The sequence below is a fragment of the Roseibium sp. genome, assembly GCF_039982295.1.
Taxonomy (GTDB): domain Bacteria; phylum Pseudomonadota; class Alphaproteobacteria; order Rhizobiales; family Stappiaceae; genus Roseibium.
Genome location: NZ_JBDWYP010000064.1, coordinates 129344 through 151342, shown reverse-complemented (window position 1 = coordinate 151342; position 21999 = coordinate 129344). Strand labels below are relative to the sequence as shown.

Sequence of the window (21999 nt, the reverse complement as noted above, 5' to 3'; positions counted from 1 at the left end):
GACATGAGCTCATGACCGCGCTCAAGGCGGGCGACATAGATCGTTTTCTCGCAAAACCGCCAGCAGCCGGTGGCGCGGTGCTGATCTATGGGCCTGACACGGGTCTCGTTTCCGAACGTGCGTCTGCCTTGGTCGCTAAGGCTTCAGAAGGTGACGATGATCCCTTCAACCTGGCCAAGATTGATGCCTCTGAAATCGTTTCCGACCCGAATCGGCTGATTGATGAAGCTTTGACTGTGCCGCTCTTCGGCGGACGCCGGATCATCTGGATTAAAGATGCGGGCGGAAAGAACCTCTCTCCCGCAGTGACTCCCCTGCTAAAACTCGATGACAATCCGTCTCTGGTTGTCGTGGAAGCCGGTGATCTGAAAAAGGGCACGGGCTTGCGCAAGTTGTTCGAGTCTGATCGCCGTGCAGTTGCCGTGCCCTGTTATGCCGATACAGGCCGTGACATCGACACATTGATCGATCAGGAAACACGGGATGCCGACCTTACCATTTCCCGCGAGGCACGCGCCGCACTTCACAGCCTGCTCGGAGCAGACCGAATGGCCAGTCGCGGAGAGCTGAAGAAACTCTGCCTCTATGCATTGGGAAAAGGTCGCATCGAAAGCGATGATGTCGAGGCGATTATCGGTGACGCCTCTGCTTTTGAAATGTCGGAATTGATCGATTCCGCGGCCATGGGAAACCTTGAAACACTCGACCACGGCCTGGAGCGCCTGGACGCTCAAGGCTCAAATGCGTCAGTTGTTGCGGGACAGGCCCTGAAGCACTTCCAGTGGCTTCACAGGATGCGGGCAGATGTCGACCGGGGAATACAGCCGCAGGCGATTGTCGACGGCCAACGGCCTCCTGTCTTTTTCAAACGCAAGACGGCCATTGCGCGGCAAATCCAGATATGGTCCTCAGATGACCTGTCGAAGGCCACAGAGCGCCTGCATGAAGCGATGAAGGTTTCCCGCCTAAATGCAGGCCTTGGCGCTCCAGTGCTCTCTGAAGCCCTACTGACACTTGCTCGTGTTGCCAAGTCGCGCTCCGCACGGCGCCGCTAGAACAAACGACACCAAATCCACCAAGAACAAGACAACAAAAAAAGGCCGGGCATCAGCCCGACACTATTGTTACGCACGCGAATCCAGCCTTTAATTCAGCCAGTTTCAACACCAAGCTTGCGGCACAGCTCATCAAGCTGCTCAAGCGAAGTGTACTTGATCTTCAGATCGCCACTTTCCTTGCCCGGCTTGTGGCCGACACTGACCTTCAGCCCAAGCGTATCTGCCAGACGCTTCTCCAACGCCTTGGTATCGGCATCCTTTTCCGGCTTGGCCACTTCGCTCTTGCCGCCGCTCAGGAGTTTTTGCAGCGCCTCTGGATCCTGCGCCAGTTTCTCCGCATCGCGAACGGTCAGACCCTTGGCAACGATAAGGTCTGCAAGAGCTGCAGGATCTTCCACCGTGATCAGGGCGCGGGCATGGCCTGCAGTCAAAAGGCCTTCAGCAAGGTAGTCTTTCACCGAGTTCGGCAACTTCAGTAGACGCATGGTGTTGGCGACATGGCTACGGCTCTTGCCGATGACCTTCGCCAATTCACCCTGACTGTAGTTGAATTCGGCGGTCAGCTGATCATAGCCCATCGCCTCTTCGATCGGGTTCAGATCCGCGCGCTGAACATTCTCGATGATCGCAAGCTCCAGGGCTTCCTGATCAGTGACATCGCGAATGATGATCGGCGCTTCGTGAAGACCGGCCTTCTGCGCAGCCCGCCAGCGACGCTCGCCTGCGATGATCTCGAAACGATCCTGTTTTCCTGCCGCTGGTCGAACGAGGATTGGCTGGACAATCCCTTTTGCGCGCAAGGACTCTGTGAGGTCAGCCAGATCTTTCTCGGAGAACGTCTTGCGCGGATTGCGCGGGTTCGGCTCCAGATGCTCGATTGGAACCTTGCGGCTGTCGCGCATCGTCCGCTCAGGGGGAGATGTATCCTGAGTAGCAGAATCGCCGATCAACGCCGCCAGGCCACGTCCCAAGCGCTTGTTCTTGCTACTGTCGTCCGCCATACCGTATCCGTTTCTTAATTATCTTTATTTTTCAATAGGTTAGTTATTGACCAGTTTTTGAGACAATTTGGTTCAGAAGGAATCCGGATCCAAAGCCTCAAAGCCCACTGTCTTTCTCAGGCCCTAGGCCGCAACGCGGCGAAGCTCACGCTCACGCTGAATGATCTCGGATGCAAGGCGCAGGTAAGCCTGGCTGCCAGAGCATTTCAGATCATAGAGCAACGCAGGCTTTCCATAAGACGGTGCTTCCGAGATCCGCACGTTGCGCGGAATGATGGTTTCATAGACCGCATCACCCATCGTTTCGCGCACATCGGCAACGACCTGACTGGAGAGATTGTTCCGGCTGTCATACATCGTCAGAACGATGCCATGGATCGTCAGCTCTGGATTCAAAGCGTTACGCACTTGCTCCACGGTGCTCAGCAGCTGGCTGAGACCTTCCAGAGCAAAGAACTCACACTGCAACGGAACCAGGATCGAATGGGACGCCGAGAGCGCATTGATGGTGAGAAGGTTCAACGATGGCGGACAGTCAACCAGCACGTAGGTGAAGCCGATTTCCTGAAACAGACGTGACTGGGTCAACTGCTCAATGGCCGTGCGTAGACGGAAGGCCCGATCACCAGTTGACGCAATTTCCAGTTCAAGCCCGAGCAAATCCATCGTCGACGGAGCAACCCAAAGCCGTGGAACAGCGGTGTCCTTGACCGCCTCTTCCAGGCTGCAATCGCCACTGAGAACATCGTAAGTGGACAGCCCGCGATCGCGGCGTTCAATACCCAGACCGGTGGAAGCGTTGCCCTGTGGATCAAGGTCGATAACAAGAACCTTTTCACCAATAGCAGCAAGGGCTGTTCCGAGATTGATGGCTGTCGTTGTTTTGCCGACACCACCCTTCTGATTGGCAAGCGCAAGCACGCGCGGGGATTCTGGAAGCATGCTCATACAGCGATACCTTCCTTACTGGGCCGGGAAGAGATATTGGATAAAAGAAGCATCCGGCTCGTAGGATCTATAAGACTTGTCTTTTCTACCAGATCGAATGTCCAAGCGTGAGACGCTTCGTTAACTTCTCGTTGGAAATCTTGGCCTTTGTGGAAAACGCAGCGCGCGCCGGCCGCAGTAAACGGCTCAGCGAAACGCAAGAGCAAATCGAGAGCAGCCAGGGCCCGGCCAGAAACAGCATCAACGGCGCCATGTTGCCAATCTTTCGCAACCGATTCGATCCGCCCCGCATGAACAGTGCCCTTGGATCCTGTCTCACGAAGCGCTGTTCTCAAAAACGCCGCCTTGCGCTGATTGCTCTCAATCATGTGGACATGACTATCTGGATCATCTGCCTGAAGGATAGCTGTCACGACACCGGGAAACCCAGCACCACTTCCAATATCGACCCATGTCTTCGCTTCGGACAGGGACCATTTGGTCTGTAGGCTATCGACGACATGACGCGACCAGATATCCGGGATAGTCGACGGCGCAATCAGGTTTTGAGCCGGTTGCCACTTCAGAACGAGGTCAACATAGATCTGAAGGCGCTCGATCGTTTCACGTGAAACATCCCCGAAGTTATGCACAATCTCTGCAGAGTTATTCAAAGACACCGAACGAGCCATCACGCGGCTCCCTTACGGCTTTGGCGCTTGATATGAGATAGCAGAAGTGTGAGCGCGGCAGGCGTCACACCATCCATTCGGGATGCTTGTCCGAGCGTCGACGGACGCACAGTATCCAGCTTCTGCTTAACCTCGTTTGACAGACCGACCAACGCATTGAAGTCAAAACCAGCCGGAATCTCCAACGCCTCATCCCGCTTCAAGGCCGCAATGTCCGCAGCCTGACGTTCAAGATAGACAGCATAAAGCGCGTCTGTTGCCACCTGCTCGGCAATAGCCTCACCCACTGTCTCAAGTTCCGGCCAGACCTTGATCAGCTGCGAGAAAGTCACATCAGGATAAGACAGCAGGTCGAAGGCAGATCGCCGGATCCCATCCTGATTGACAGGCAACCTCTTTTTCTGAGCCTCAGCCGGCGTGACCGTGAGCCCCTTGAGCAAGTCACGGGCAGCAACGATCTGTTTCATCTTCGTTTCGAAGGCGACTCGACGTTGCTCACTCACACAACCGAGTTCAACTCCAATTGGGGTAAGACGCTGATCTGCATTGTCAGCCCGCAAAGACAAGCGATATTCCGCCCGCGATGTGAACATACGGTAGGGCTCGGTGATCCCCCGCGTGACAAGATCATCGATCATCACGCCGATATATCCCTGACTACGATCGACGACGAATGCATCGCGCCCGGCAGCTTTCAAGGCGGCATTTAGACCTGCGACCAGACCTTGGGCTCCTGCCTCTTCATATCCAGTCGTCCCGTTGATCTGACCAGCCAGGAAAAGTCCGGAGCACTTCTTCGCCTCAAGCGTGGTTGTGAGTTCGCGCGGGTCCACATGATCATATTCAATCGCATAGCCCGGCTGAATCACCACGACATTTTCAAGTCCGGGGATGGTCTTGAGAAATGCCAGCTGAGCATCTTCCGGCAAAGAGGTCGAAATACCGTTCGGATAGACCGTGTGATCATCCAGACCTTCAGGCTCCAGGAAAATCTGGTGCCCGTCGCGATCTCCAAAACGCACAATCTTGTCCTCAATCGATGGACAATATCTCGGGCCCCGTCCCTTGATCTCACCCGAATACATGGCCGAGCGAGAGAGATTCTCACGGATAATCTGATGGGTCTCAGGCGTGGTCCGCGTGATATGGCACGGGATCTGCGGCGCCTCGATCTTCTCCGTCAGCGTCGAAAACGGGATCGGGTCCGCATCGCCAGGCTGCTCTTCGAGTTTTTGCCAGTCAATTGTGCGGCCATCCAGACGTGCTGGCGTTCCGGTTTTCAGCCGACCAAGCTCAAAACCGATTTCCTCAAGAGAGATTGACAGCCCCATGGCGGGCCCCTCTCCCTGCCGTCCGGCTGGTATCTTCTTGTCGCCGATATGAATAAGCCCGCGCAGGAAAGTGCCGCTGGTCAGAACCACAGATTGACAGACAATCTCACGACCATCTGCAAGGACAATCCCCGATATTTTACCATCGCCAAATGTCAGGCGGTCGGCTTCACCCTCTACGACATCAAGGTTGTCGATGTCAGCGATCTCCGCTTGCATGGCTTCGCGATAGAGCTTTCGGTCGGCCTGCGCACGTGGTCCGCGAACAGCAGGACCTTTCCGCCGATTGAGCATTCTGAATTGAATACCACCCTTGTCGGCGACCCGGCCCATCAGGCCATCGAGCGCATCAATCTCGCGAACGAGGTGACCCTTGCCGAGCCCTCCTATCGCAGGATTACAGGACATCACTCCGATGGTGTCAGCACGATGCGTCACAAGAGCCGTTCGCGCGCCAAGTCTTGCGGATGCAGCCCCGGCCTCGCAGCCCGCGTGGCCGCCACCAACCACCACCACATCATAGATCATTTTTGTCATGGTCATATTCATTCATCTGTCGATGGCAGACCACCGCACAAAAGGATCAAATCACCGAAGCGAGTTTAAGTGGGACCATCTGATGTGTCAGCACTTCTGGTGCGCACCGCAGAGGTTGAGCTTAATAGCGCAAGCATCTCCGCCTAGTCCCGTTAGCGCCCTTATAAATTGGCTAGGATTTCCGGTCAAAAGAAAACAGGAACATGATTCACGTGAAACATGTTCCGGATCAGAACCGATCCGCCAAACGCCTCAATGATTCACGTGAAACAGATCTTACTTCCCGATACAGAAATCCCGGAAGATAACGTCCAACAGATCCTCCACATCGATCCGCCCTGTAATCCGACCTAAGGCATCAGCCGCAGAGCGAAGATCTTCAGCCCTGAGCTCGCCAGGCAGATCGTCTCTCGTCAAACCATGATGCAACGCAGCCCGGCAGTCACGCAGGAAGTGACGGTGCCGCGCGCGCGTTGCCAAAGGTGCTTCACCAACCGATATCATTTCACCAACGAAACCGGAAAGCTGACCAAGGAGCATTTCCAAACCGTTCTTGCTTACACAAGATACAGGGATTTCAAGGGTCGTTCCGGAGGAGTCTCGTTCCGGAGGAGTCTCAAGATCAACCTTTGTTCGAACAATCCAGATCGGAACAGATTGACGAATGTCTTCCCTCAGGCCGGAGATCGCATGGTCCGGGGCGAGCCCACCTGGCTCCATCGCCCACAGAATGAGATCAGCTGCCTCGCCACGTGCCTGTGCCCTGCGGATCCCTTCCTGCTCGACCCGTCCTTCCGTATCGCGAAGCCCTGCCGTATCGACCAGCGTTACAGGATAGCCGCCGAGGTCCAGATGAACTTCGATCGCGTCGCGCGTGGTTCCAGCCTCCTCAGTCACAATGGCAACATCTCGGCCTGCGATGGCATTCAGCAAGCTCGACTTGCCTGCATTGGGCGCCCCCATCAAAACGACTTGCAAGCCTGACCGCAGCCGCTCACCGCTCCTCGACTGTTCCAGATGCCGATCGATCTCACCGATCAGATCCTCGGCCTGCTCCCAAACCTGATCCGCGACGCTGCCTGGAACGTCTTCTTCATCGGCAAAATCAAAGTCCGCCTCAATCATCGCCCGCATGTGGATCAGGCGTTTGCGCCAGTCTTCATAGAGCTGCCCAAGAACCCCGCCCATCTGGCGAAACGCTTGTTTGCGTTGCGCCTCGGTCTCAGCTGCGATCAGGTCCGAGAGACCTTCCACCTCCGTCAGATCCATCCGTCCCCGATCAAAAGCGCGCCGGGTAAATTCACCCGCCTCCGCCGGGCGTAGTCCCTCAAAACCTGAAAGCACTTCAAGAACACGCGCAACCACTGCCCGGCCCCCATGGCACTGGAGCTCCGCAACGTCCTCACCGGTAAAACTCGACGGTCCCTTGAAATAAAGAACCAACGCCTCATCGAGAACATCTTCGGAAACCGGGTCGACCAGGCGCTTCAAGACAGCCTTGCGCGGTTCAGGAAGCACCCCACATAGACGGTTCAAGACCGACGCGACTGCCGGACCAGACATTCGGATGACAGCAACACCCGCAGGCAAGGCTCCACTCGATAACGCAAATATCGTATCTGACATCACTCTCACATCACTCACTCAAGCCGGCTATTGTGCCCGCTTGCACTTGTCGGCGAATTACTGAACCTTAGCCATCCAGCGACCCGAAAATCCCGTTAGGACTGCAAGCCCCCATGACCGAAAACCGCCTCGCCCAATCAACCAGTCCATATCTGCTTCAGCATAAGGACAACCCGGTTCACTGGTACCAATGGGGTGAAGACGCGCTTGCAACGGCCAAGAGCCAAAACAAGCCGATCCTTCTATCAGTCGGATACGCTGCCTGTCATTGGTGCCACGTCATGGCTCATGAGAGCTTCGAGGACCCAGCGACTGCGGAGGTAATGAACCGCCTGTTCGTCAATATCAAGGTCGATCGCGAGGAGCGTCCGGATATTGATCAGATCTACATGAAGGCACTCCATGCCCTCGGTGAACAGGGTGGCTGGCCCTTGACCATGTTCCTGACGCCAGAGGGCGAACCCTTCTGGGGCGGAACCTATTATCCCAAGACTGCGCAGTGGGGCCGTCCCTCATTCGTTGATACGCTCGAAGCTGTCGCGAACACCTTCGAGACGGATCGGGAGCGAATCGAAAACAACCGAAGCGGATTGATGCAAGCCCTCAAGGCAGAGATCACACCCACTGCCCCAATCGACCGCAGCCTCATGATGGCAGCAGGTGACCGCCTTGTCGGCCTGTTCGACACCGAGCATGGTGGGATCAAGGGCGCGCCGAAATTCCCGCAAGCGTCCGTGCTCGATCTCATTTGGCGCATTGGCCTGCGTGGTGGCAACGACACCGCCAAGGACGCCTACCTTCATACCCTGAGGCAGATCAGCAACGGCGGGATCTATGACCATCTCAGAGGCGGGATCGCACGTTATTCCGTCGACCACCTTTGGCTTGTCCCCCATTTCGAGAAGATGCTCTATGACAACGGCCAGTATCTTGGGCATCTCGTCAACGCCTATCAGGCAACCGGTGATGAGCTGTTTCGACGCCGAATCGAAGAGACATCCGATTGGCTGTTGAGCGAGATGAAGCTGACCGGTGGAGCATTTGCCTCCAGCCTGGACGCAGACAGCGAAGGGGAAGAAGGCAGATTTTACGTCTGGTCCTCGGACGAAATTACGGAAGTACTCGGGGAAGAAGATGCACTGACCTTCGCCAAGGCCTATGACGTCCATCCCTCGGGCAATTGGGAAGGCATCACGATCCTCAACCGGCTGAAGTCGCCAAGCCTCTCTGCCAAGGAAGAAACACGCCTGGCCAAGATGCGGGAGAAACTTCTGAAGCGCCGTGAGGGCCGTATACGCCCTTCCATGGACGACAAGGTTCTTGCCGACTGGAATGGCTATGCCATCGCAGGCTTTGCCCGTGCGAGCCGTTTTGTTTCACGTGAATCATATTTGGAGGCTGCGCGCACAGCTTATGACTTTGTCATGACCGAGATGAGTCGTGATGGCCGTATCGGTCATTCCTGGCGCAATGGAACGCTGGTCTTCCCCGGTTTTGCCACTGACCAGGCAAGCATGATGGTCGCAGCCCTGGCCTTGGCCGAAGCCGATCCAGACCGGATCGAGCGCTACATAGCGGATGCCGAGAACCTGGCAACCGTCCTTGAACAGCACTATCAGAGCGAAGAGGGTGCCTATTTCCTCACAGCAGATGACGCGCCGGGCCTGATCACCCGCCCGTTCAGCGTCGCAGATGAAGCCACGCCCAACGCCAATGGAACAGCGGCAGAGGCTTTTTCGAGGCTTTATCTGATGACTGGCAAGGAGCGATACAAGGAACTGGCGGACAAGCTACTTGTTGCCTTGTCGGCAGAGATACCAAAGAACATCTTCGCAACCGCTTCTCTTCTGTCCGCTTTTGATACGCGAACCAACGGACGGTTGGCCGTGATCGTCGCACCGGAAGGAACGGATCCGAATCCATTTATCAAGATCCTGAACCGCGCGGTTGATCCTGCCTTGATGCAAATCCTTGTCACCTCAACCGACGATTTCCCGGAAGGGCATCCCGCGAAACACAAGAACGCGCTGGATGACAAGCCGACCGTCTATCTCTGCCGCGAAGGAGCATGCTCGTTTCCCATCCAAAGCCGCAGGGATCTTGAATCGGTCCTGCAGAAGGTCGACTAACCACCAGTCTGGGCTATCCAGTCCTTCCGGTCCAACCGATAGAGCACGTGAGCCTCGAAGGGGTGACCTTGCTCAAGGGCCGGATGTGGGAAGTCATCAGCTGGATCATAGGTCATCCCAAGGCGCTTCATCACCTTGCGAGAAGGAGCATTGGTGACTGTTGTAAAGGAAACGATTTCCTCGAGATCCAAGGTTACGAAACCGAATCGAAGCCAGGCTCTTGCTGCCTCTGTTGCGTAACCCTTCCCCCAGGCGCTTCGAGCAAGCCGCCAGCCAATCTCGACGCAGGGATCAAATGGTAGCGGTTTGACGTAGGAGGGCCGGGACAAGCCGACAAAACCAAGAAATTCTCCCGATGCCTTTTCTTCGATCGGGGCAAAACAAAACCCGTCGGACTGTTCCTTCGCCAGCGCCTTGTCCACCAGGGCATCGCTCAACTCACGAGACAGTGGCGCCGGGAAATAACGCATGACTTCGGGGTCGGCATTCATACGCGCAAAGACATCGCGGTCCGTTGCCCTGAAAGAGCGTAAAATCAGTCGCTCCGTTTCCATGATCATGTTTGGCATTTTTCGTCCCGCATCCGATTCAACTGACTCAACGTCAGTGGATTCACGTGAAACACATGTTTAACAAAGAATTAAGGCGCGGCGATTTTCACATCGTCGCGCCTTTATCAAATCGGTTCGGAGCCGATTCAGATCAGGTGTTCATGCTGTCGAAGAACTCATCGTTCGATTTGGTCTGCTTCAGCTTATCGAGCAGGAATTCAATCGCGTCGACGGTTCCCATCGGATTAAGAATCCGGCGGAGAACAAACGTCTTCTTGAGCCGTTCGGCAGGAACGAGAAGTTCTTCCTTACGTGTACCGGAACGCTGAATATCAATCGAAGGATAAACCCGCTTGTCCGAAATCTTCCGGTCGAGGATGATTTCAGAGTTACCCGTTCCCTTGAATTCCTCAAAGATAACTTCATCCATACGGCTACCCGTATCGATCAGAGCGGTCGCGATGATTGTCAGTGACCCGCCCTCTTCGATGTTACGGGCTGCACCGAAGAAACGCTTGGGACGCTGCAGGGCGTTGGCGTCGACACCACCGGTCAGAACCTTGCCCGAAGATGGCACGACCGTATTGTAGGCGCGGCCCAGTCGGGTGATCGAATCCAGAAGGATGACGACGTCACGACCGTGCTCTGTCAGACGCTTGGCTTTTTCGATCACCATTTCAGCGACCTGCACGTGCCGCGTCGCCGGCTCATCGAAGGTCGAGGAAACAACCTCGCCTTTCACCGTGCGCTGCATATCCGTCACTTCTTCCGGACGCTCATCAATCAAAAGAACGATCAGGTAGCACTCGGGATGATTCGTCGTGATCGACTGCGCGATGTTCTGAAGGAAGACGGTCTTACCCGTGCGCGGCGGCGCGGTGATCAATGCGCGCTGACCCTTGCCGAGCGGCGCAACCAGATCGATGACCCGAGAGGAGAGATCCTTCTTCGTTGGATCTTCAATCTCCATCTTGAACTTTTCATCGGGATAGAGCGGGGTCAAGTTGTCAAAGTGAACCTTGTGGCGCGCCTTGTCCGGATCTTCAAAGTTGATCGTGTTGACCTTCAGGAGGGCAAAGTAGCGCTCACCTTCCTTGGGGCTTCGGATCTGTCCTTCGACCGTATCGCCAGTCCGCAGGGAAAATCTGCGGATCTGGGAGGGAGAGACATAGATGTCATCAGGCCCGGGAAGATAGTTTGCATCCGGCGAACGCAGGAAGCCAAAACCGTCCTGAAGGACTTCAACGACACCTTCGCCGATAATTTCGACGTCCTGAGCCGCAAGGTTTTTCAGGATCGCAAACATGAGCTCCTGCTTGCGCATGGTGCTCGCGTTTTCAACTTCGAGCTCTTCCGCAACTTGCAGGAGCTCGGTTGGCGTTTTCTGTTTGAGGTCTTTGAGTTTCATTTCCCGAATCGAGTTGGGCTCTGTCATTTTGATGGATTAATGCCTTGATTGTTCTTCTTGAACCAGGACTAGGAACGATAGTTCAAAAGAAGATAGGAAGGTATTCTGAGAGACTGCCAGTTGGGTCTAGATCAGACGTGGCTGCCGGGACCGTTGGCTGCTTATGCTCCACAACGCCGGCTTGAATTTGGCGAGACACTAAGTGATTTCAAAAAAATCTGCAAGTACATAAAAAGGCGTAGATGGCAGATAAATCCGCCATCCAACAGAATTCGCGATTAGAACGGCTTTCCAATGACAAGAATAACGATGAATATCATCAAAACCGTCGGCACCTCATTAAGGATCCGATAGAATTTCGCCGACTTTTTATTCTCGTCCCGTGCAAAACGCTTAACACATCGCGAGAGGTAACCGTGCGCGGCGGACATCAGGATGACAAGCGTAAGCTTCGCATGAAACCAACCCTGGCTGAACGCGCCAATCTCGTAAGCGGCCCATAGACCAAAGATCCAGGCTGAAATCATGGCCGGATTTATGATGGCTTTCAGCAAGCGCCGTTCCATCACCTTGAAGGTTTTCGACTTGTCTGATCCCACCTCTGCATCAACGTGATAAACAAAGAGCCGTGGCAGGTAGAGCATTCCCGCCATCCAGGCGATGATCGAAATCACATGTATGGATTTCACCCACTCATAGACGCCCATCGGACCTATCCCCGCTTAACCCGTTCGACCATCCGCGCAACATTTTCCGGATCGGCATCCGGCGTCACGCCATGACCTAGGTTGAAAACGAGCGGACCCTTGTCAAATGTCTGCAAGATGTGATCAACGCCTTCATCCAGGGCTGCACCCCCAGCAACAAGCCGCATGGGATCAAGATTGCCTTGGATCGGAACCTTCTTCTGGATCTCGAGCGCAAGCCTGTCTGGTGTGGTCCAGTCAAGTCCAACCGCATCGACGCCTGTTTTGGAAATGTAGGTTTCCATCCGTGCTGCTGACGATTTCGGGAAGCCGATAATCTTGGCGCCGGGCCTTTGAGCCTTCACGCCTTGAACAATCGCGCGGGTCGGTTGGATGGACCAACGTTCAAACCCTGCATCGTCCAAAACACCCGCCCAGGTATCAAAGATCTGAACCGCATCCGCACCTGCATCAAGCTGGCGAACGAGATAACGGATAGACGCGGTAACAAGGTGATCGATGAAACGGGCAAGAAGTTCAGGATCCCGGTATGACCCAACACGCGCTGCGATCTGGTCCTGCGTTGTATGTCCGGCGACAGAATAGCAGGCAACGGTCCAGGGAGCCCCACAGAAGCCCAGAAGCGTCGTTTCCTTGGGAAGTTTAGCTCGAAGACGCGAAACTGTCTCTATGACCGGTTTGAGATGATCCTCAGCACGTTCCTGTTCCAGACGATCGACCAGATCGGTGCATAGAGGTTCGAGAACCGGGCCACGTCCTTCTTCAAACCTGACCGGATATCCGATGGCATCCGGCACGACGAAGATGTCCGAGAACAAGATGCTCGCATCAAAGCCATACCGACGTATCGGTTGAAGAGTGACTTCGGTGGCAAGATCCGGATTGTAGCAAAAGTCGAGGAAGTTTGGCGCCTTGGCGCGAACCTCACGATATTCGGGAAGGTAACGGCCTGCCTGACGCATCATCCAGATGGGGGGCGGCCAGATTTTCTCTCCTGCCAACACACGCATCACGCTACGATCTTCGGATCTCATAAGGCGGAGCCCCTTTCCCACAATCCAGTCTATTAAAGATTCTATGTTTGAATCTGTTTTTTATTATTGAGAGTGGATTACCGGGATCATTTGGCTTCCACAATCATTCACAGTCATATTCGACGCGGGATAAATCGTCGCGCGTTCTGGACAAGTTACCCTCCACAGGAGTCGATAACTCGGAATTTCTTTTATATTAAGTAACTTAGAAGAATTTTAACACTCTATTAACGAATTGGGCGGACGTGGAAAACCTGTCCATGATTTGCAGCGACTGTGTTAATTCACATGGTTACCAGACCGTTTCGCCGGGAGTCATTTGAAAACCAGGTGCTGTTAATAAAAACCAGTCAGCGGGCACAAATTCAGGCCGGAACCGGACAGAGAGACAATTTTCCCGGTTATTCAACATGGGTGGGGATGACTACGTGAACAAGTCCAGAAACTACTTTCATCTCCATTTGGTATCGGATTCGACCGGTGAAACCCTGATGACAGTCGCCCGTGCTGCGACCGTTCAATATGAAGATGTTCGGGAGATTGAGCACGTCTATCCCCTCGTCCGAACTCAAAAACAACTGGATCGCGTCGTCAGCGAGATTCAGGCAGCTCCCGGCATCGTTCTCTACACACTGGTCGACAAGGATATATCGGCAAGGCTTGAGCGAACCTGTCGTGAGCTCGGCATTCCTTTCGTCAATATCCTGGACCCGGTTTTTGCTGTCTTCCAATCCTACTTGAATGTGACGCAAACCCGCCGAATTGGCGGCCAGCATGAGCTGGATGCGGAGTATTTCAAGCGCATCGACGCGCTCAACTACACCATGATGCACGACGACGGTCAGATCTGGGAGGATCTGGAGGCTGCCGATATCGTGCTTGTCGGGATCTCGCGCACTTCGAAGACGCCGACCTGCATCTATCTGGCCAACCGCGGCATCAAGGCTGCAAATGTGCCTTTGGTGCCGGACATTCCGTTGCCTTCGCAGCTTCTGGAACTGAAGAAGCCACTGGTCGTTGGATTAATTGCATCGGCCGAGCGCATTCAGCAGATCCGGCGCAACCGGGTTTTGTCATTGCAGTCGGAAAACTACAACGACACATATGTCGACCGGAAGGAAATTGCGCGGGAAATCAATTTGACCAGGCGTCTGTGTTCGGACAACGAGTGGCCTCTCATAGACGTTACGCGCCGATCGATTGAAGAAACTGCGGCCGAGATCATGGCGCTGTACCGGGCGGCCAAAACAAAACAGATTGACGATCAGGAGATGTGATCGTTCTTGCCAATGATGGGAAAACTCAAATGACACTGGTTCTGGCAAGCGGCAGCAAGATCCGCGGCGAACTCTTGAAAAACGCAGGTCTGGATTTCGAGGTTGATCCTGCCGACGTCGATGAACGCGCGGTAGAAGCTCCCTTGATCGAGGCCGGGTTTCCACCTGAAGACCTTGCGACTGTGCTCGCGGAAGCCAAGGCAAATGATGTCAGCGGCCGTCGATCAGGCGATCTGGTGATCGGTGCGGATCAGATTCTAGCATTTGAGGGTCAGCGCCATACCAAACCCGACGATATGGAAGCCGCGCGGCGTCAATTGCTTGGCTTTTCCGGCAAGACACACGAACTTCTGTCCGCTGTCGTGCTTTCACGCAACGGTTCGGCGATCTGGCGTCATGTGTCGGCGGCTCGACTGACCATGCGCGAGCTGACACCGGCATTCATTGGAAAATATCTCGCCGATGTTGGCGAAACGGCTCTCTCGAGTGTCGGGGCTTACCAGTTGGAAGGGCCTGGCATTCAGTTGTTTGAAAAAATTGACGGCGACTATTTTACCATTTTGGGACTGCCGCTCCTGCCGCTCTTTGAAGAACTCCGTCGCCAGAAGGTGCTTGATACATGAGTAAACCACCAAAAGCTGCCATAACCGGTTGGCCTGTAACCTTCTCTCGTTCGCCAATGGTTCACGGATATTGGCTGAAGAAATACGGCCTTGAAGGCGAATATGGCCGCCGTGACGTGGATCCCGAGACTGCGGAAGACTTCTACCGGAATTTCAGGGATTCAGGCCTTGTGGGCTGCAATGTCACGGTGCCGCACAAGGAGCTTGCTGCATCGGTTTGCGCAGAGCTTGATCCGGCTGCACAGGCCATGGGAGCCGCGAATACGCTTTGGATTGACGAGAGCGGCAAGCTTTGCGGTGCCAACACCGATGGCATCGGCTTTCTTGGCAACCTGGATCACCTCGCACCGGGCTGGGACAACAGCCCCGGGACAGCGATTGTTTTGGGGGCTGGAGGAGCGGCTCGCGCCGTGATCTGGTCGCTCTTGTCTCGAAAGTTCGAGACTGTGCATATCTTCAATCGCACAGCCGAAAAAGCCATGGAAATGGCGAAGAAGTTCGGTTCCTCAACGATTGGCCATTCCTGGGATGAACTTGGGGACTATATCGGGAAAGCTGATCTTCTCATCAACACCACATCGTTGGGCATGAAGGGCAAGGCACCTCTGGAAATCGATCTGGATCTGCTGCCCAAATCCACATTGGTGACCGACATTGTCTACGTGCCGATGAAAACGGAGCTCCTGAAGAAGGCGGAAGCGCGTGGAAACAGGACTGTTGATGGTCTCGGCATGTTGCTGCATCAGGCAGTTCCGGCTTTCGAACGCTGGTTCGGCATGCGCCCGGAGGTGGATGAAGAGTTGCGGGCAATGATGATTGCGGATCTGGAGAAAGACGGTTGATCAGGATCGGCCTGACTGGGTCCATCGGAATGGGCAAGTCGACCACGGCGCAGTTGTTTGCCGAGGCAGGCGTTCCGGGCCACGATGCCGATGCAGCGGTTCATGCTCTTTATGCCGGCCACGCAGCTGTCCTGATCGAAGCTGAATTTCCAGGAACAGTTATTGAAGGCAGGGTTGATCGGTCTCTGTTGTCTCCGCTGGTTCTGGGGAAGCCTGAGGCGATGAAGCGTCTCGAAGCAATCATTCATCCACTGGTGTGGGAAGAGGAACAGCGGTTTCTCGAGAAGGCGCGTTCTGAAGGTCGCCGGGTCGTCTTGCTCGACATTCCCCTCCTCTTTGAAACCGGCGGCAACGGGCGGGTCGATGCATCGGTGGTCGTGACGGCCGATGCATCCATTCAACGCGAGAGGGTTCTGGCGCGGCCTGGCATGGCCGTGGAACGGTTTGAGGCCATTCTGGCAAAGCAGATGCCGGATGCCGAAAAACGGCGACGAGCCCACTTCCTGATCGACACAGGCCTGGGAATGGATGCTGCCAGACGTTCGGTTCAAGCTGTTCTCAGAGCTCTGGCGGGCAAGCCCTAAGTCTCGAAGATGGGCAATACGGGGAAAAGCCGCAAAGACGCTTGGCTAGCATCGGCTCAGTCGGCACATTGCAGATTGACAATCTGCAAGGCGGTAAGATGCGGGAAATTTCCTTCGATACGGAAACCACGGGCCTCAACCCGAGAGGTGGAGACCGGCTGGTCGAAATCGGCGGCGTTGAACTGCTCAATCATATCCCGACCGGAAACTACTACCACGTCTACATCAACCCGCAGCGCGATATGCCGATTGAAGCGTTTAACGTTCATGGCCTGTCGGAAGAATTCCTGTCGGACAAACCGCTGTTCGCGCATGTCGCCGATGAATTTCTCGATTTTGTCGGCGATGGAACGCTCGTAATCCACAATGCAGCCTTCGATATGGGCTTCATCAACATGGAGCTTGAGCGGGCGGGACGCCGGACGATTTCCAACGATCAGGTGATCGATACGCTTGATATCGCTCGCCGGCGGCATCCAAGCGGACCCAATTCCCTTGATGCGCTCTGCAATCGGTATGGGATCGACAATTCCCGCCGCGTCAAACACGGCGCTCTCCTCGATGCGGAAATTCTGGCGGAAGTCTATCTCGAGCTCATGGGCGGCAAGCAGCAAGCGCTGATCTTGTCGCCGGAAGACGACCGGGCCGCAGCGTCAGGATCCCAGTCCGTCAGCATTGAAGATGGTTTGGGAAATTTCAATGCCCGCCAGCGTCCTGCTGCCTTGGCTTCGCGCCTTCAGGAACCAGAATATGCCGCCCACAAGACCTTTATCGAGGGAATGGGCGACAGCGCGATCTGGAAAAAATACCTTCCCTGATCAGGACGAGCGTCCGAGCAGCCAGCGAACGGTTTGATGGTGGGTCGCAACATAGCCGCCATCAAAGCTCCAGGCCATAGTCTGGGCGACTGTCCAGCCAAGGGCGCGTTCACGATCCAAACCCAGTTCATCTGAAAGCCGGTCGAGCCGATAGAGCGTTGCCTCTTTCGTATGACCGAACTCAAAGCTTCTCACCACGGGTGCGATCGAGAAGGCGCGTTCACCAACCAATGGCTTCGGATCGATCGCGAGCCAGGCAGCTCTTTCCGCCGATATGATGTTGTGGCCATGAAGATCCTGGTGCAGCAGGACCGACTCTTTTTGACTTTTACCGAGCTCGTTGAGGTAGTCGATGGCGGCGTCCACTAGATAACGTTCGCAGGGTTGTTCGGCCTTTTCCCACCCATCGGGCATCTCCAGTGCCCATTGAACAGCCACATCGGCAAGACATGAGAACGGCGCGGCAGCCGGTTTCCACAAGCGTCGCAGCAGATCGGCAACAACCTTCAGCGCATCCTCATTCGTGGTATCGGCAAGATATTCGCCGGGCTCGCACCGCTCCAGCAAAAGGGCACAGCGCTCCGGATCATGCGCGAGCAGGCGAACGGCCCCGTCCCCATCCCAGAGCGCCAGGGCCGCTGCTTCATGTTCTGATTCAGGTGACGGAAACTGGATCTTCAGGACGGCTGCATTGCCATCTTGTTCGACAGGAACCGCAAGAGAAACATTGGAGCCCCTGAAAGGCGCCCCAATCTTGTTCAGCTTCCAGTTTGCAACGCACTGATCGAAGAGATCGGGCAGTTGATCCAGCCACTCTGCACCACCCTTGTAGACGCAGATATGCCGAAGGGTTTCAGGAAGCCTCACGGTACCGGTCCATGCTGCAAATCAAGTCAAAGCATCGACGGCAAGACGCGATCCGGCGGGCGATGCCCGTCCATGAAGGTCTTGATGTTGATGATGACCTTTTCACCCATTTCGATCCTGCCCTCGATGGTTGCCGAGCCCATATGAGGCAGCAACACGACGTTTTCCAGCGATGCCAGCTTGGGATTGACCGCTGGCTCATGTTCGAAAACATCGAGTCCTGCGCCGGCCAGATCGCCGGCTTCAAGCATCCGGATCAGTGCATTTTCATCGATCACCTCGCCGCGGGCCGTATTGACCACATAGGCATCCTTCTTCAGCAGCTTCAAGCGCCGTGCTGAAAGCAGGTGAAATGTTCCCGGTGTATGGGGGCAGTGGATTGAGACAACGTCCATGCGGGCGAGCATCTGGTCGAGGCTTTCCCAATAGGTTGCCTCAAGACTTTCCTCCATATCGGGGGTGACGCGCCGCCGGTTGTGATAGTGGATGGACATGCCGAAGGCCTTGGCGCGTCGTGCAACAGCCTGTCCGATGCGTCCCATGCCGATGATGCCGAGCCGCTTGCCCCAGATCCGGTGCCCAAGCATCCAGGTTGGCGACCAGCCGGCCCATTCGCCTGATTCCAGGGCCTTGATACCGGCGGCAAGACGTCGCGGCACTGCCAACATCAGCGCCATGGTCATGTCTGCGGTGTCTTCCGTCAGAACGCCAGGTGTGTTGGTGACGTTGATTCCCCGGTTGTTGGCGGTTGAAACGTCGATGTTGTCGACGCCATTCCCAAAATTCGCGATCAGTTTCAGATTGGGGCCTGCTTGGGACAGGACCGACGCATCGATGCGGTCGGTGACGGTCGGCACCAGAACGTCAGCCGTTTTCACGGCGTCTACCAGCTCTGCCTGGCTGAAAGGTCGATCGTTTTCATTGAGGCGTGTTTCAAAGAGCTCGCGCATGCGCGTCTCAACCACATCCGGAAGTTTCCGGGTCACGACGACCACTGGCTTCTTTTTCGCCATGTTCCCTGCCTTTGCGTCTCGTTGAGGTCACGTTAACCACAACGGTTCCACCATAGCGCACCTTGCGGAGAACGCGCACGCCACACCCTTTCTCATTACCGAGATGGCAAGTGAGAAACAAGGGGATGCTGGAGCCCTCTCCTTTCCAACGGCCCCTTTTGGAGCACGCTGGTTTTCGGACGCCAACTTCGCTACAGGTTTTGCATGATGTTGCTCACACTTAACAATTGGACAAGCGAATAATATGGCCCGATTGATGACCTCGTTGAAGGATGTCCTTTCCGCCGCACTTCTGTTTGCAGTCCTTGCGCTTTCGCCGATCGAGGCTTTTTCCCAGGCAACCAAAACGGGCGCCAGCGGATTGCCGGTTCCCCGTTTCGTCAGTCTGAAGTCGGATCGCGTCAATGTTCGCATTGGCCCGTCTAGAGACCACGACGTTGCCTGGACCTTTGTTCAGGCCGGTCTGCCAGTCGAGATCATTCAGGAGTTCGAGAACTGGCGGCGCATACGTGATTGGGAAGGCAAGGAAGGTTGGGTATTCCATTCCCTGCTTTCAGGCCGCAGGACTGCTCTCGTAACGCCCTGGGATGATGCGGTTCAAACTCCGCTGAGGGCACGCTCCAAGTCGGATGGTCAAATGGTGGCCGAGCTTGAGGCGAATGTCCTGGCCACGGTTGATGAATGCGCCGGTGGCTGGTGTCGCGTTCATGGCGAGGGGTATGACGGCTGGATCGATCAGACGCGCCTTTTTGGCGTTTATCCGGATGAACTGATCGACTGATCGGTCATCTGATGATCTCTGGAATGAAAAAGGGCGGCCTACAAGGCCGCCCTTTTTGTTTTGCAAGAATGCCCGAACTCTAGTCGGCCTTGGCTTCCTGTTCTTTCAGCTCTTCCAGACGCGGCATCGACATGATGTTGTAGCCGCTGTCGACAAAGTGAATTTCGCCCGTCACACCGCCGGACAGATCAGACAGGAGGTAGAGGCCAGTGCCCCCGATTTCCTCAAGCGAAACCGTCCGATGCAGTGGCGCGTTGCGCTTTTGATAGTTGAACATCAGCCGGGCATCGGAAACACCGGAGCCTGCCAACGTGCGAACCGGACCCGCAGAGATTGCGTTCACGCGGATATCCTGCCCACCGTAATCGGCTGCCAGGTAGCGCACGGAGGATTCCAGAGCCGCCTTGGCGACACCCATGACATTGTAGTTCGGCATCACCTTGGTGGAGCCGCCATAAGTCAGGGTGATGATGGAACCGCCATTTGGCATCAGCTCGGCAGCGCGCTTGGTGATTTCCGTGAAGGAGAAGCAGGAGATCACCATGGTCCGGGAGAAATTATCCCGCGTGGTGTCTGCATATTTGCCTTTCAGCTCGCTCTTGTCGGAAAAGCCGATGGCATGCACCAGGAAGTCGATGGTGCCCCACTCTTCCTTCAGCTTTGCGAAAACCGCATCCACGCTGTCGATGTCTTCCACATCGCACGGCAGAAGCAGGTTGGAACCAACAGAGTCGGCCAGCGGCTTGGTGCGGCGGCCAAAGGCCTCACCCTGATAGGTGAACGCAAGTTCGGCTCCGTGATCGGCGAGTGTTTTGGCAATGCCCCAGGCTATGGAGTGGTCGTTGGCCACACCCATAACCAGGCCGCGTTTGCCTTTCATGATGTCAGACATTTTTAGAGCCCTCAGCCGTGGAAGCGCGACATGGCGAGCGACGCATTGGTGCCGCCGAAGCCGAAGCTGTTGGATAGAACCGTATCAAGACCAGCATCGTCGACGCGCTTGGTGACGATCTCACCTTCCTTCAACTCGGGATCAAGTTCGGTGATGTTTGCTGATGCCGTGATGAAGTCATTTTCCAGCATCAACAGGCAGTAGATGGCTTCCTGAACACCTGTCGCGCCCAGGCTATGGCCGGTCAGTGATTTGGTCGAGGACACCGGAGGCTGTTTTTCGCCGAAAACGCGGCGGATGGCCTGGATCTCGCCGATGTCGCCAACGGGCGTGGACGTGCCGTGGGAGTTGATGTAGTCGACCTTGCGATCGCCGAGGGTGGATGTTGCAATACGCATGCAGCGCTCGCCACCTTCACCGGATGGCGCAACCATATCGTAGCCGTCAGAGTTGGCAGCGTAGCCGGTCACTTCCGCATAGATTTTCGCGCCGCGTGCCTTGGCATGTTCCAGTTCTTCAAGAACCACAACCCCGCCACCGCCAGCGATGACGAAACCGTCGCGGGTTGCGTCATAGGCGCGGGAGGCCGTTTCGGGCGTATCGTTGTACTTGGAAGACATCGCGCCCATGGCGTCGAACAGACAGGACAATGTCCAGTCCAGTTCCTCGCCACCACCGGCGAACATGACGTCCTGCTTGCCGAACTGGATCTGTTCGGTTGCGGCGCCAATGCAGTGCGCCGACGTCGAACAGGCCGACGTGATGGAATAGTTGATGCCCTTGATTTTGAATGGGGTCGCGAGGCATGCCGAATTGGTGGAGCTCATGCCGCGGGTCACCATGAACGGGCCCATACGCTTGGGAGCGCCCTTTTCGATGACGATCTTGTGGGCCTGGAAGAGGTTCTTCGTCGACGGACCACCTGACCCCATGATCAGACCCGTCCGTTCATTCGAGACGTCGGTGTCTTCAAGACCGCTGTCGGCGATCGCCTGTTCCATGGCAATGAAGTTGTAAGCCGCACCATCACCCATGAAGCGGAGGTTCCGCTTGTCAACGAGCGACGGAATGTCAATGTTCGGCATGCCCTGGACCTGACTGCGGAAGCCGTGTTCTGCGTAGTCTGGTGCAAAACTGATGCCCGACTTGCCGTCGCGAAGGCTTGCAAGAACTTCCTGGGTGTTGTTGCCGATCGACGACACAATACCCATTCCGGTGACAACCACCCGCCTCATCGCGGTCTCCTATTCAGATTTCTTGTCCGCCGGTTCAGCGTGCACGGCCGTCCGGTCGGGTTTGTT

At 55.6% G+C, this 21999-nt stretch carries 21 protein-coding genes; 8 read left to right on the top strand and 13 right to left on the bottom strand.

Annotated features, from left to right (window positions below):
- The first annotated feature begins 11 nt into the window (after positions 1 to 11).
- Positions 12 to 1055 (top strand): DNA polymerase III subunit delta, encoded by a 1044-nt coding sequence (gene holA / locus ABJZ52_RS13610; protein WP_348191440.1) that lies wholly within the window; start codon positions 12 to 14, stop codon positions 1053 to 1055.
- Positions 1056 to 1150: 95 nt separating this feature from the next.
- Here the strand turns inward: holA and ABJZ52_RS13605 are convergent, their stop codons facing one another.
- The 5 genes from ABJZ52_RS13605 to mnmE all read right to left on the bottom strand — a co-directional run bounded on the left by ABJZ52_RS13605 (position 1151) and on the right by mnmE (position 7172).
- On the bottom strand, positions 1151 to 2059 hold the full coding sequence (locus tag ABJZ52_RS13605; RefSeq protein WP_348191437.1) for a ParB/RepB/Spo0J family partition protein: 909 nt from the start codon (positions 2057 to 2059) through the stop codon (positions 1151 to 1153).
- A gap of 123 nt (positions 2060 to 2182) precedes the next feature.
- Positions 2183 to 3007 (bottom strand): ParA family protein, encoded by an 825-nt coding sequence (locus ABJZ52_RS13600; protein WP_348191434.1) that lies wholly within the window; start codon positions 3005 to 3007, stop codon positions 2183 to 2185.
- Positions 3004 to 3678, bottom strand: a complete 675-nt coding sequence (rsmG, locus tag ABJZ52_RS13595; RefSeq protein ID WP_348191431.1) for a 16S rRNA (guanine(527)-N(7))-methyltransferase RsmG — start codon at positions 3676 to 3678, stop codon at positions 3004 to 3006. The genes ABJZ52_RS13600 and rsmG overlap by 4 nt, the downstream gene beginning before the upstream one ends.
- Positions 3678 to 5552 carry a tRNA uridine-5-carboxymethylaminomethyl(34) synthesis enzyme MnmG gene (gene mnmG / locus ABJZ52_RS13590; RefSeq protein ID WP_348191428.1) on the bottom strand — a complete coding sequence of 625 codons (1875 nt, stop codon included), beginning with the start codon at positions 5550 to 5552 and terminating at the stop codon, positions 3678 to 3680. The genes rsmG and mnmG overlap by 1 nt, the downstream gene beginning before the upstream one ends.
- Before the next feature lie 270 nt (positions 5553 to 5822).
- A complete protein-coding gene (mnmE, locus tag ABJZ52_RS13585; RefSeq protein ID WP_348191425.1) occupies positions 5823 to 7172 on the bottom strand; it encodes a tRNA uridine-5-carboxymethylaminomethyl(34) synthesis GTPase MnmE in 1350 nt (449 codons plus the stop codon).
- A gap of 113 nt (positions 7173 to 7285) precedes the next feature.
- Here mnmE and ABJZ52_RS13580 point away from each other — a divergent pair, with 113 nt between their 5' ends.
- Complete coding sequence (locus ABJZ52_RS13580; protein WP_348191422.1) at positions 7286 to 9301, top strand: thioredoxin domain-containing protein; 2016 nt, start codon at positions 7286 to 7288, stop codon at positions 9299 to 9301.
- Here ABJZ52_RS13580 and ABJZ52_RS13575 read toward each other — a convergent pair.
- From ABJZ52_RS13575 to hemE, 4 genes are all read right to left on the bottom strand, one after another.
- Positions 9298 to 9870, bottom strand: coding sequence for a GNAT family N-acetyltransferase (locus tag ABJZ52_RS13575; RefSeq protein ID WP_348191419.1), 573 nt, complete (start codon positions 9868 to 9870; stop codon positions 9298 to 9300). The two genes, ABJZ52_RS13580 and ABJZ52_RS13575, sit on opposite strands and share 4 nt — an antisense overlap.
- A 133-nt stretch (positions 9871 to 10003) precedes the next feature.
- Positions 10004 to 11269: a transcription termination factor Rho gene (rho, locus tag ABJZ52_RS13570; RefSeq protein ID WP_348191477.1), complete on the bottom strand. Its 1266-nt coding sequence runs from the start codon at positions 11267 to 11269 to the stop codon at positions 10004 to 10006.
- 269 nt (positions 11270 to 11538) lie between these two features.
- Complete coding sequence (hemJ, locus tag ABJZ52_RS13565; protein WP_348191416.1) at positions 11539 to 11967, bottom strand: protoporphyrinogen oxidase HemJ; 429 nt, start codon at positions 11965 to 11967, stop codon at positions 11539 to 11541.
- A gap of 5 nt (positions 11968 to 11972) precedes the next feature.
- The gene (gene hemE, locus ABJZ52_RS13560) at positions 11973 to 13001 is read right to left on the bottom strand and encodes a uroporphyrinogen decarboxylase (protein WP_348191414.1); all 1029 of its coding nucleotides are present in this window, start codon (positions 12999 to 13001) and stop codon (positions 11973 to 11975) included.
- Between the two features lie 428 nt (positions 13002 to 13429).
- Between hemE and ABJZ52_RS13555 the strand changes: the two genes are divergently transcribed.
- The 5 genes from ABJZ52_RS13555 to dnaQ all read left to right on the top strand — a co-directional run bounded on the left by ABJZ52_RS13555 (position 13430) and on the right by dnaQ (position 17145).
- On the top strand, positions 13430 to 14278 hold the full coding sequence (locus ABJZ52_RS13555) for a pyruvate, water dikinase regulatory protein (RefSeq protein WP_348191411.1): 849 nt from the start codon (positions 13430 to 13432) through the stop codon (positions 14276 to 14278).
- A gap of 29 nt (positions 14279 to 14307) precedes the next feature.
- Positions 14308 to 14901 (top strand): Maf-like protein, encoded by a 594-nt coding sequence (locus ABJZ52_RS13550; protein WP_348191408.1) that lies wholly within the window; start codon positions 14308 to 14310, stop codon positions 14899 to 14901.
- Positions 14898 to 15743, top strand: coding sequence for a shikimate dehydrogenase (locus ABJZ52_RS13545; RefSeq protein ID WP_348191405.1), 846 nt, complete (start codon positions 14898 to 14900; stop codon positions 15741 to 15743). Before ABJZ52_RS13550 ends, ABJZ52_RS13545 begins: the two co-directional genes overlap by 4 nt.
- Positions 15740 to 16327, top strand: a complete 588-nt coding sequence (gene coaE / locus ABJZ52_RS13540; protein ID WP_348191402.1) for a dephospho-CoA kinase — start codon at positions 15740 to 15742, stop codon at positions 16325 to 16327. The genes ABJZ52_RS13545 and coaE overlap by 4 nt, the downstream gene beginning before the upstream one ends.
- A gap of 98 nt (positions 16328 to 16425) precedes the next feature.
- Positions 16426 to 17145 (top strand): DNA polymerase III subunit epsilon, encoded by a 720-nt coding sequence (gene dnaQ / locus ABJZ52_RS13535; RefSeq protein WP_348191400.1) that lies wholly within the window; start codon positions 16426 to 16428, stop codon positions 17143 to 17145.
- On the opposite strand, the gene ABJZ52_RS13530 is transcribed toward dnaQ, so the two are convergent.
- Positions 17146 to 18012, bottom strand: a complete 867-nt coding sequence (locus ABJZ52_RS13530; protein WP_348191397.1) for an aminoglycoside phosphotransferase family protein — start codon at positions 18010 to 18012, stop codon at positions 17146 to 17148.
- Between the two features lie 26 nt (positions 18013 to 18038).
- Positions 18039 to 19025 (bottom strand): D-glycerate dehydrogenase, encoded by a 987-nt coding sequence (locus ABJZ52_RS13525; protein WP_153771639.1) that lies wholly within the window; start codon positions 19023 to 19025, stop codon positions 18039 to 18041.
- Between the two features lie 244 nt (positions 19026 to 19269).
- Between ABJZ52_RS13525 and ABJZ52_RS13520 the strand changes: the two genes are divergently transcribed.
- On the top strand, positions 19270 to 19806 hold the full coding sequence (locus ABJZ52_RS13520; RefSeq protein WP_348191393.1) for an SH3 domain-containing protein: 537 nt from the start codon (positions 19270 to 19272) through the stop codon (positions 19804 to 19806).
- A 79-nt stretch (positions 19807 to 19885) separates the two neighbouring features.
- Here the strand turns inward: ABJZ52_RS13520 and fabI are convergent, their stop codons facing one another.
- Positions 19886 to 20698, bottom strand: a complete 813-nt coding sequence (fabI, locus tag ABJZ52_RS13515) for an enoyl-ACP reductase FabI (protein WP_348191390.1) — start codon at positions 20696 to 20698, stop codon at positions 19886 to 19888.
- 11 nt (positions 20699 to 20709) lie between these two features.
- The gene (fabB, locus tag ABJZ52_RS13510; RefSeq protein WP_348191387.1) at positions 20710 to 21933 is read right to left on the bottom strand and encodes a beta-ketoacyl-ACP synthase I; all 1224 of its coding nucleotides are present in this window, start codon (positions 21931 to 21933) and stop codon (positions 20710 to 20712) included.
- Positions 21934 to 21999: the final 66 nt, after the last annotated feature.

Coding starts and splice junctions, on each gene's coding strand:
- holA (WP_348191440.1), top strand. CDS start 12: ATGACCGCGCTCAAGGCGGGCGACATAGATCGTTTTCTCGCAAAACCG.
- ABJZ52_RS13605 (WP_348191437.1), bottom strand. CDS start 2,059: ATGGCGGACGACAGTAGCAAGAACAAGCGCTTGGGACGTGGCCTGGCG.
- ABJZ52_RS13600 (WP_348191434.1), bottom strand. CDS start 3,007: ATGAGCATGCTTCCAGAATCCCCGCGCGTGCTTGCGCTTGCCAATCAG.
- rsmG (WP_348191431.1), bottom strand. CDS start 3,678: ATGGCTCGTTCGGTGTCTTTGAATAACTCTGCAGAGATTGTGCATAAC.
- mnmG (WP_348191428.1), bottom strand. CDS start 5,552: ATGACCATGACAAAAATGATCTATGATGTGGTGGTGGTTGGTGGCGGC.
- mnmE (WP_348191425.1), bottom strand. CDS start 7,172: ATGTCAGATACGATATTTGCGTTATCGAGTGGAGCCTTGCCTGCGGGT.
- ABJZ52_RS13580 (WP_348191422.1), top strand. CDS start 7,286: ATGACCGAAAACCGCCTCGCCCAATCAACCAGTCCATATCTGCTTCAG.
- ABJZ52_RS13575 (WP_348191419.1), bottom strand. CDS start 9,870: ATGCCAAACATGATCATGGAAACGGAGCGACTGATTTTACGCTCTTTC.
- hemJ (WP_348191416.1), bottom strand. CDS start 11,967: ATGGGCGTCTATGAGTGGGTGAAATCCATACATGTGATTTCGATCATC.
- hemE (WP_348191414.1), bottom strand. CDS start 13,001: ATGAGATCCGAAGATCGTAGCGTGATGCGTGTGTTGGCAGGAGAGAAA.
- ABJZ52_RS13550 (WP_348191408.1), top strand. CDS start 14,308: ATGACACTGGTTCTGGCAAGCGGCAGCAAGATCCGCGGCGAACTCTTG.
- ABJZ52_RS13545 (WP_348191405.1), top strand. CDS start 14,898: ATGAGTAAACCACCAAAAGCTGCCATAACCGGTTGGCCTGTAACCTTC.
- dnaQ (WP_348191400.1), top strand. CDS start 16,426: ATGCGGGAAATTTCCTTCGATACGGAAACCACGGGCCTCAACCCGAGA.
- ABJZ52_RS13525 (WP_153771639.1), bottom strand. CDS start 19,025: ATGGCGAAAAAGAAGCCAGTGGTCGTCGTGACCCGGAAACTTCCGGAT.
- ABJZ52_RS13520 (WP_348191393.1), top strand. CDS start 19,270: ATGGCCCGATTGATGACCTCGTTGAAGGATGTCCTTTCCGCCGCACTT.
- fabI (WP_348191390.1), bottom strand. CDS start 20,698: ATGTCTGACATCATGAAAGGCAAACGCGGCCTGGTTATGGGTGTGGCC.
- fabB (WP_348191387.1), bottom strand. CDS start 21,933: ATGAGGCGGGTGGTTGTCACCGGAATGGGTATTGTGTCGTCGATCGGC.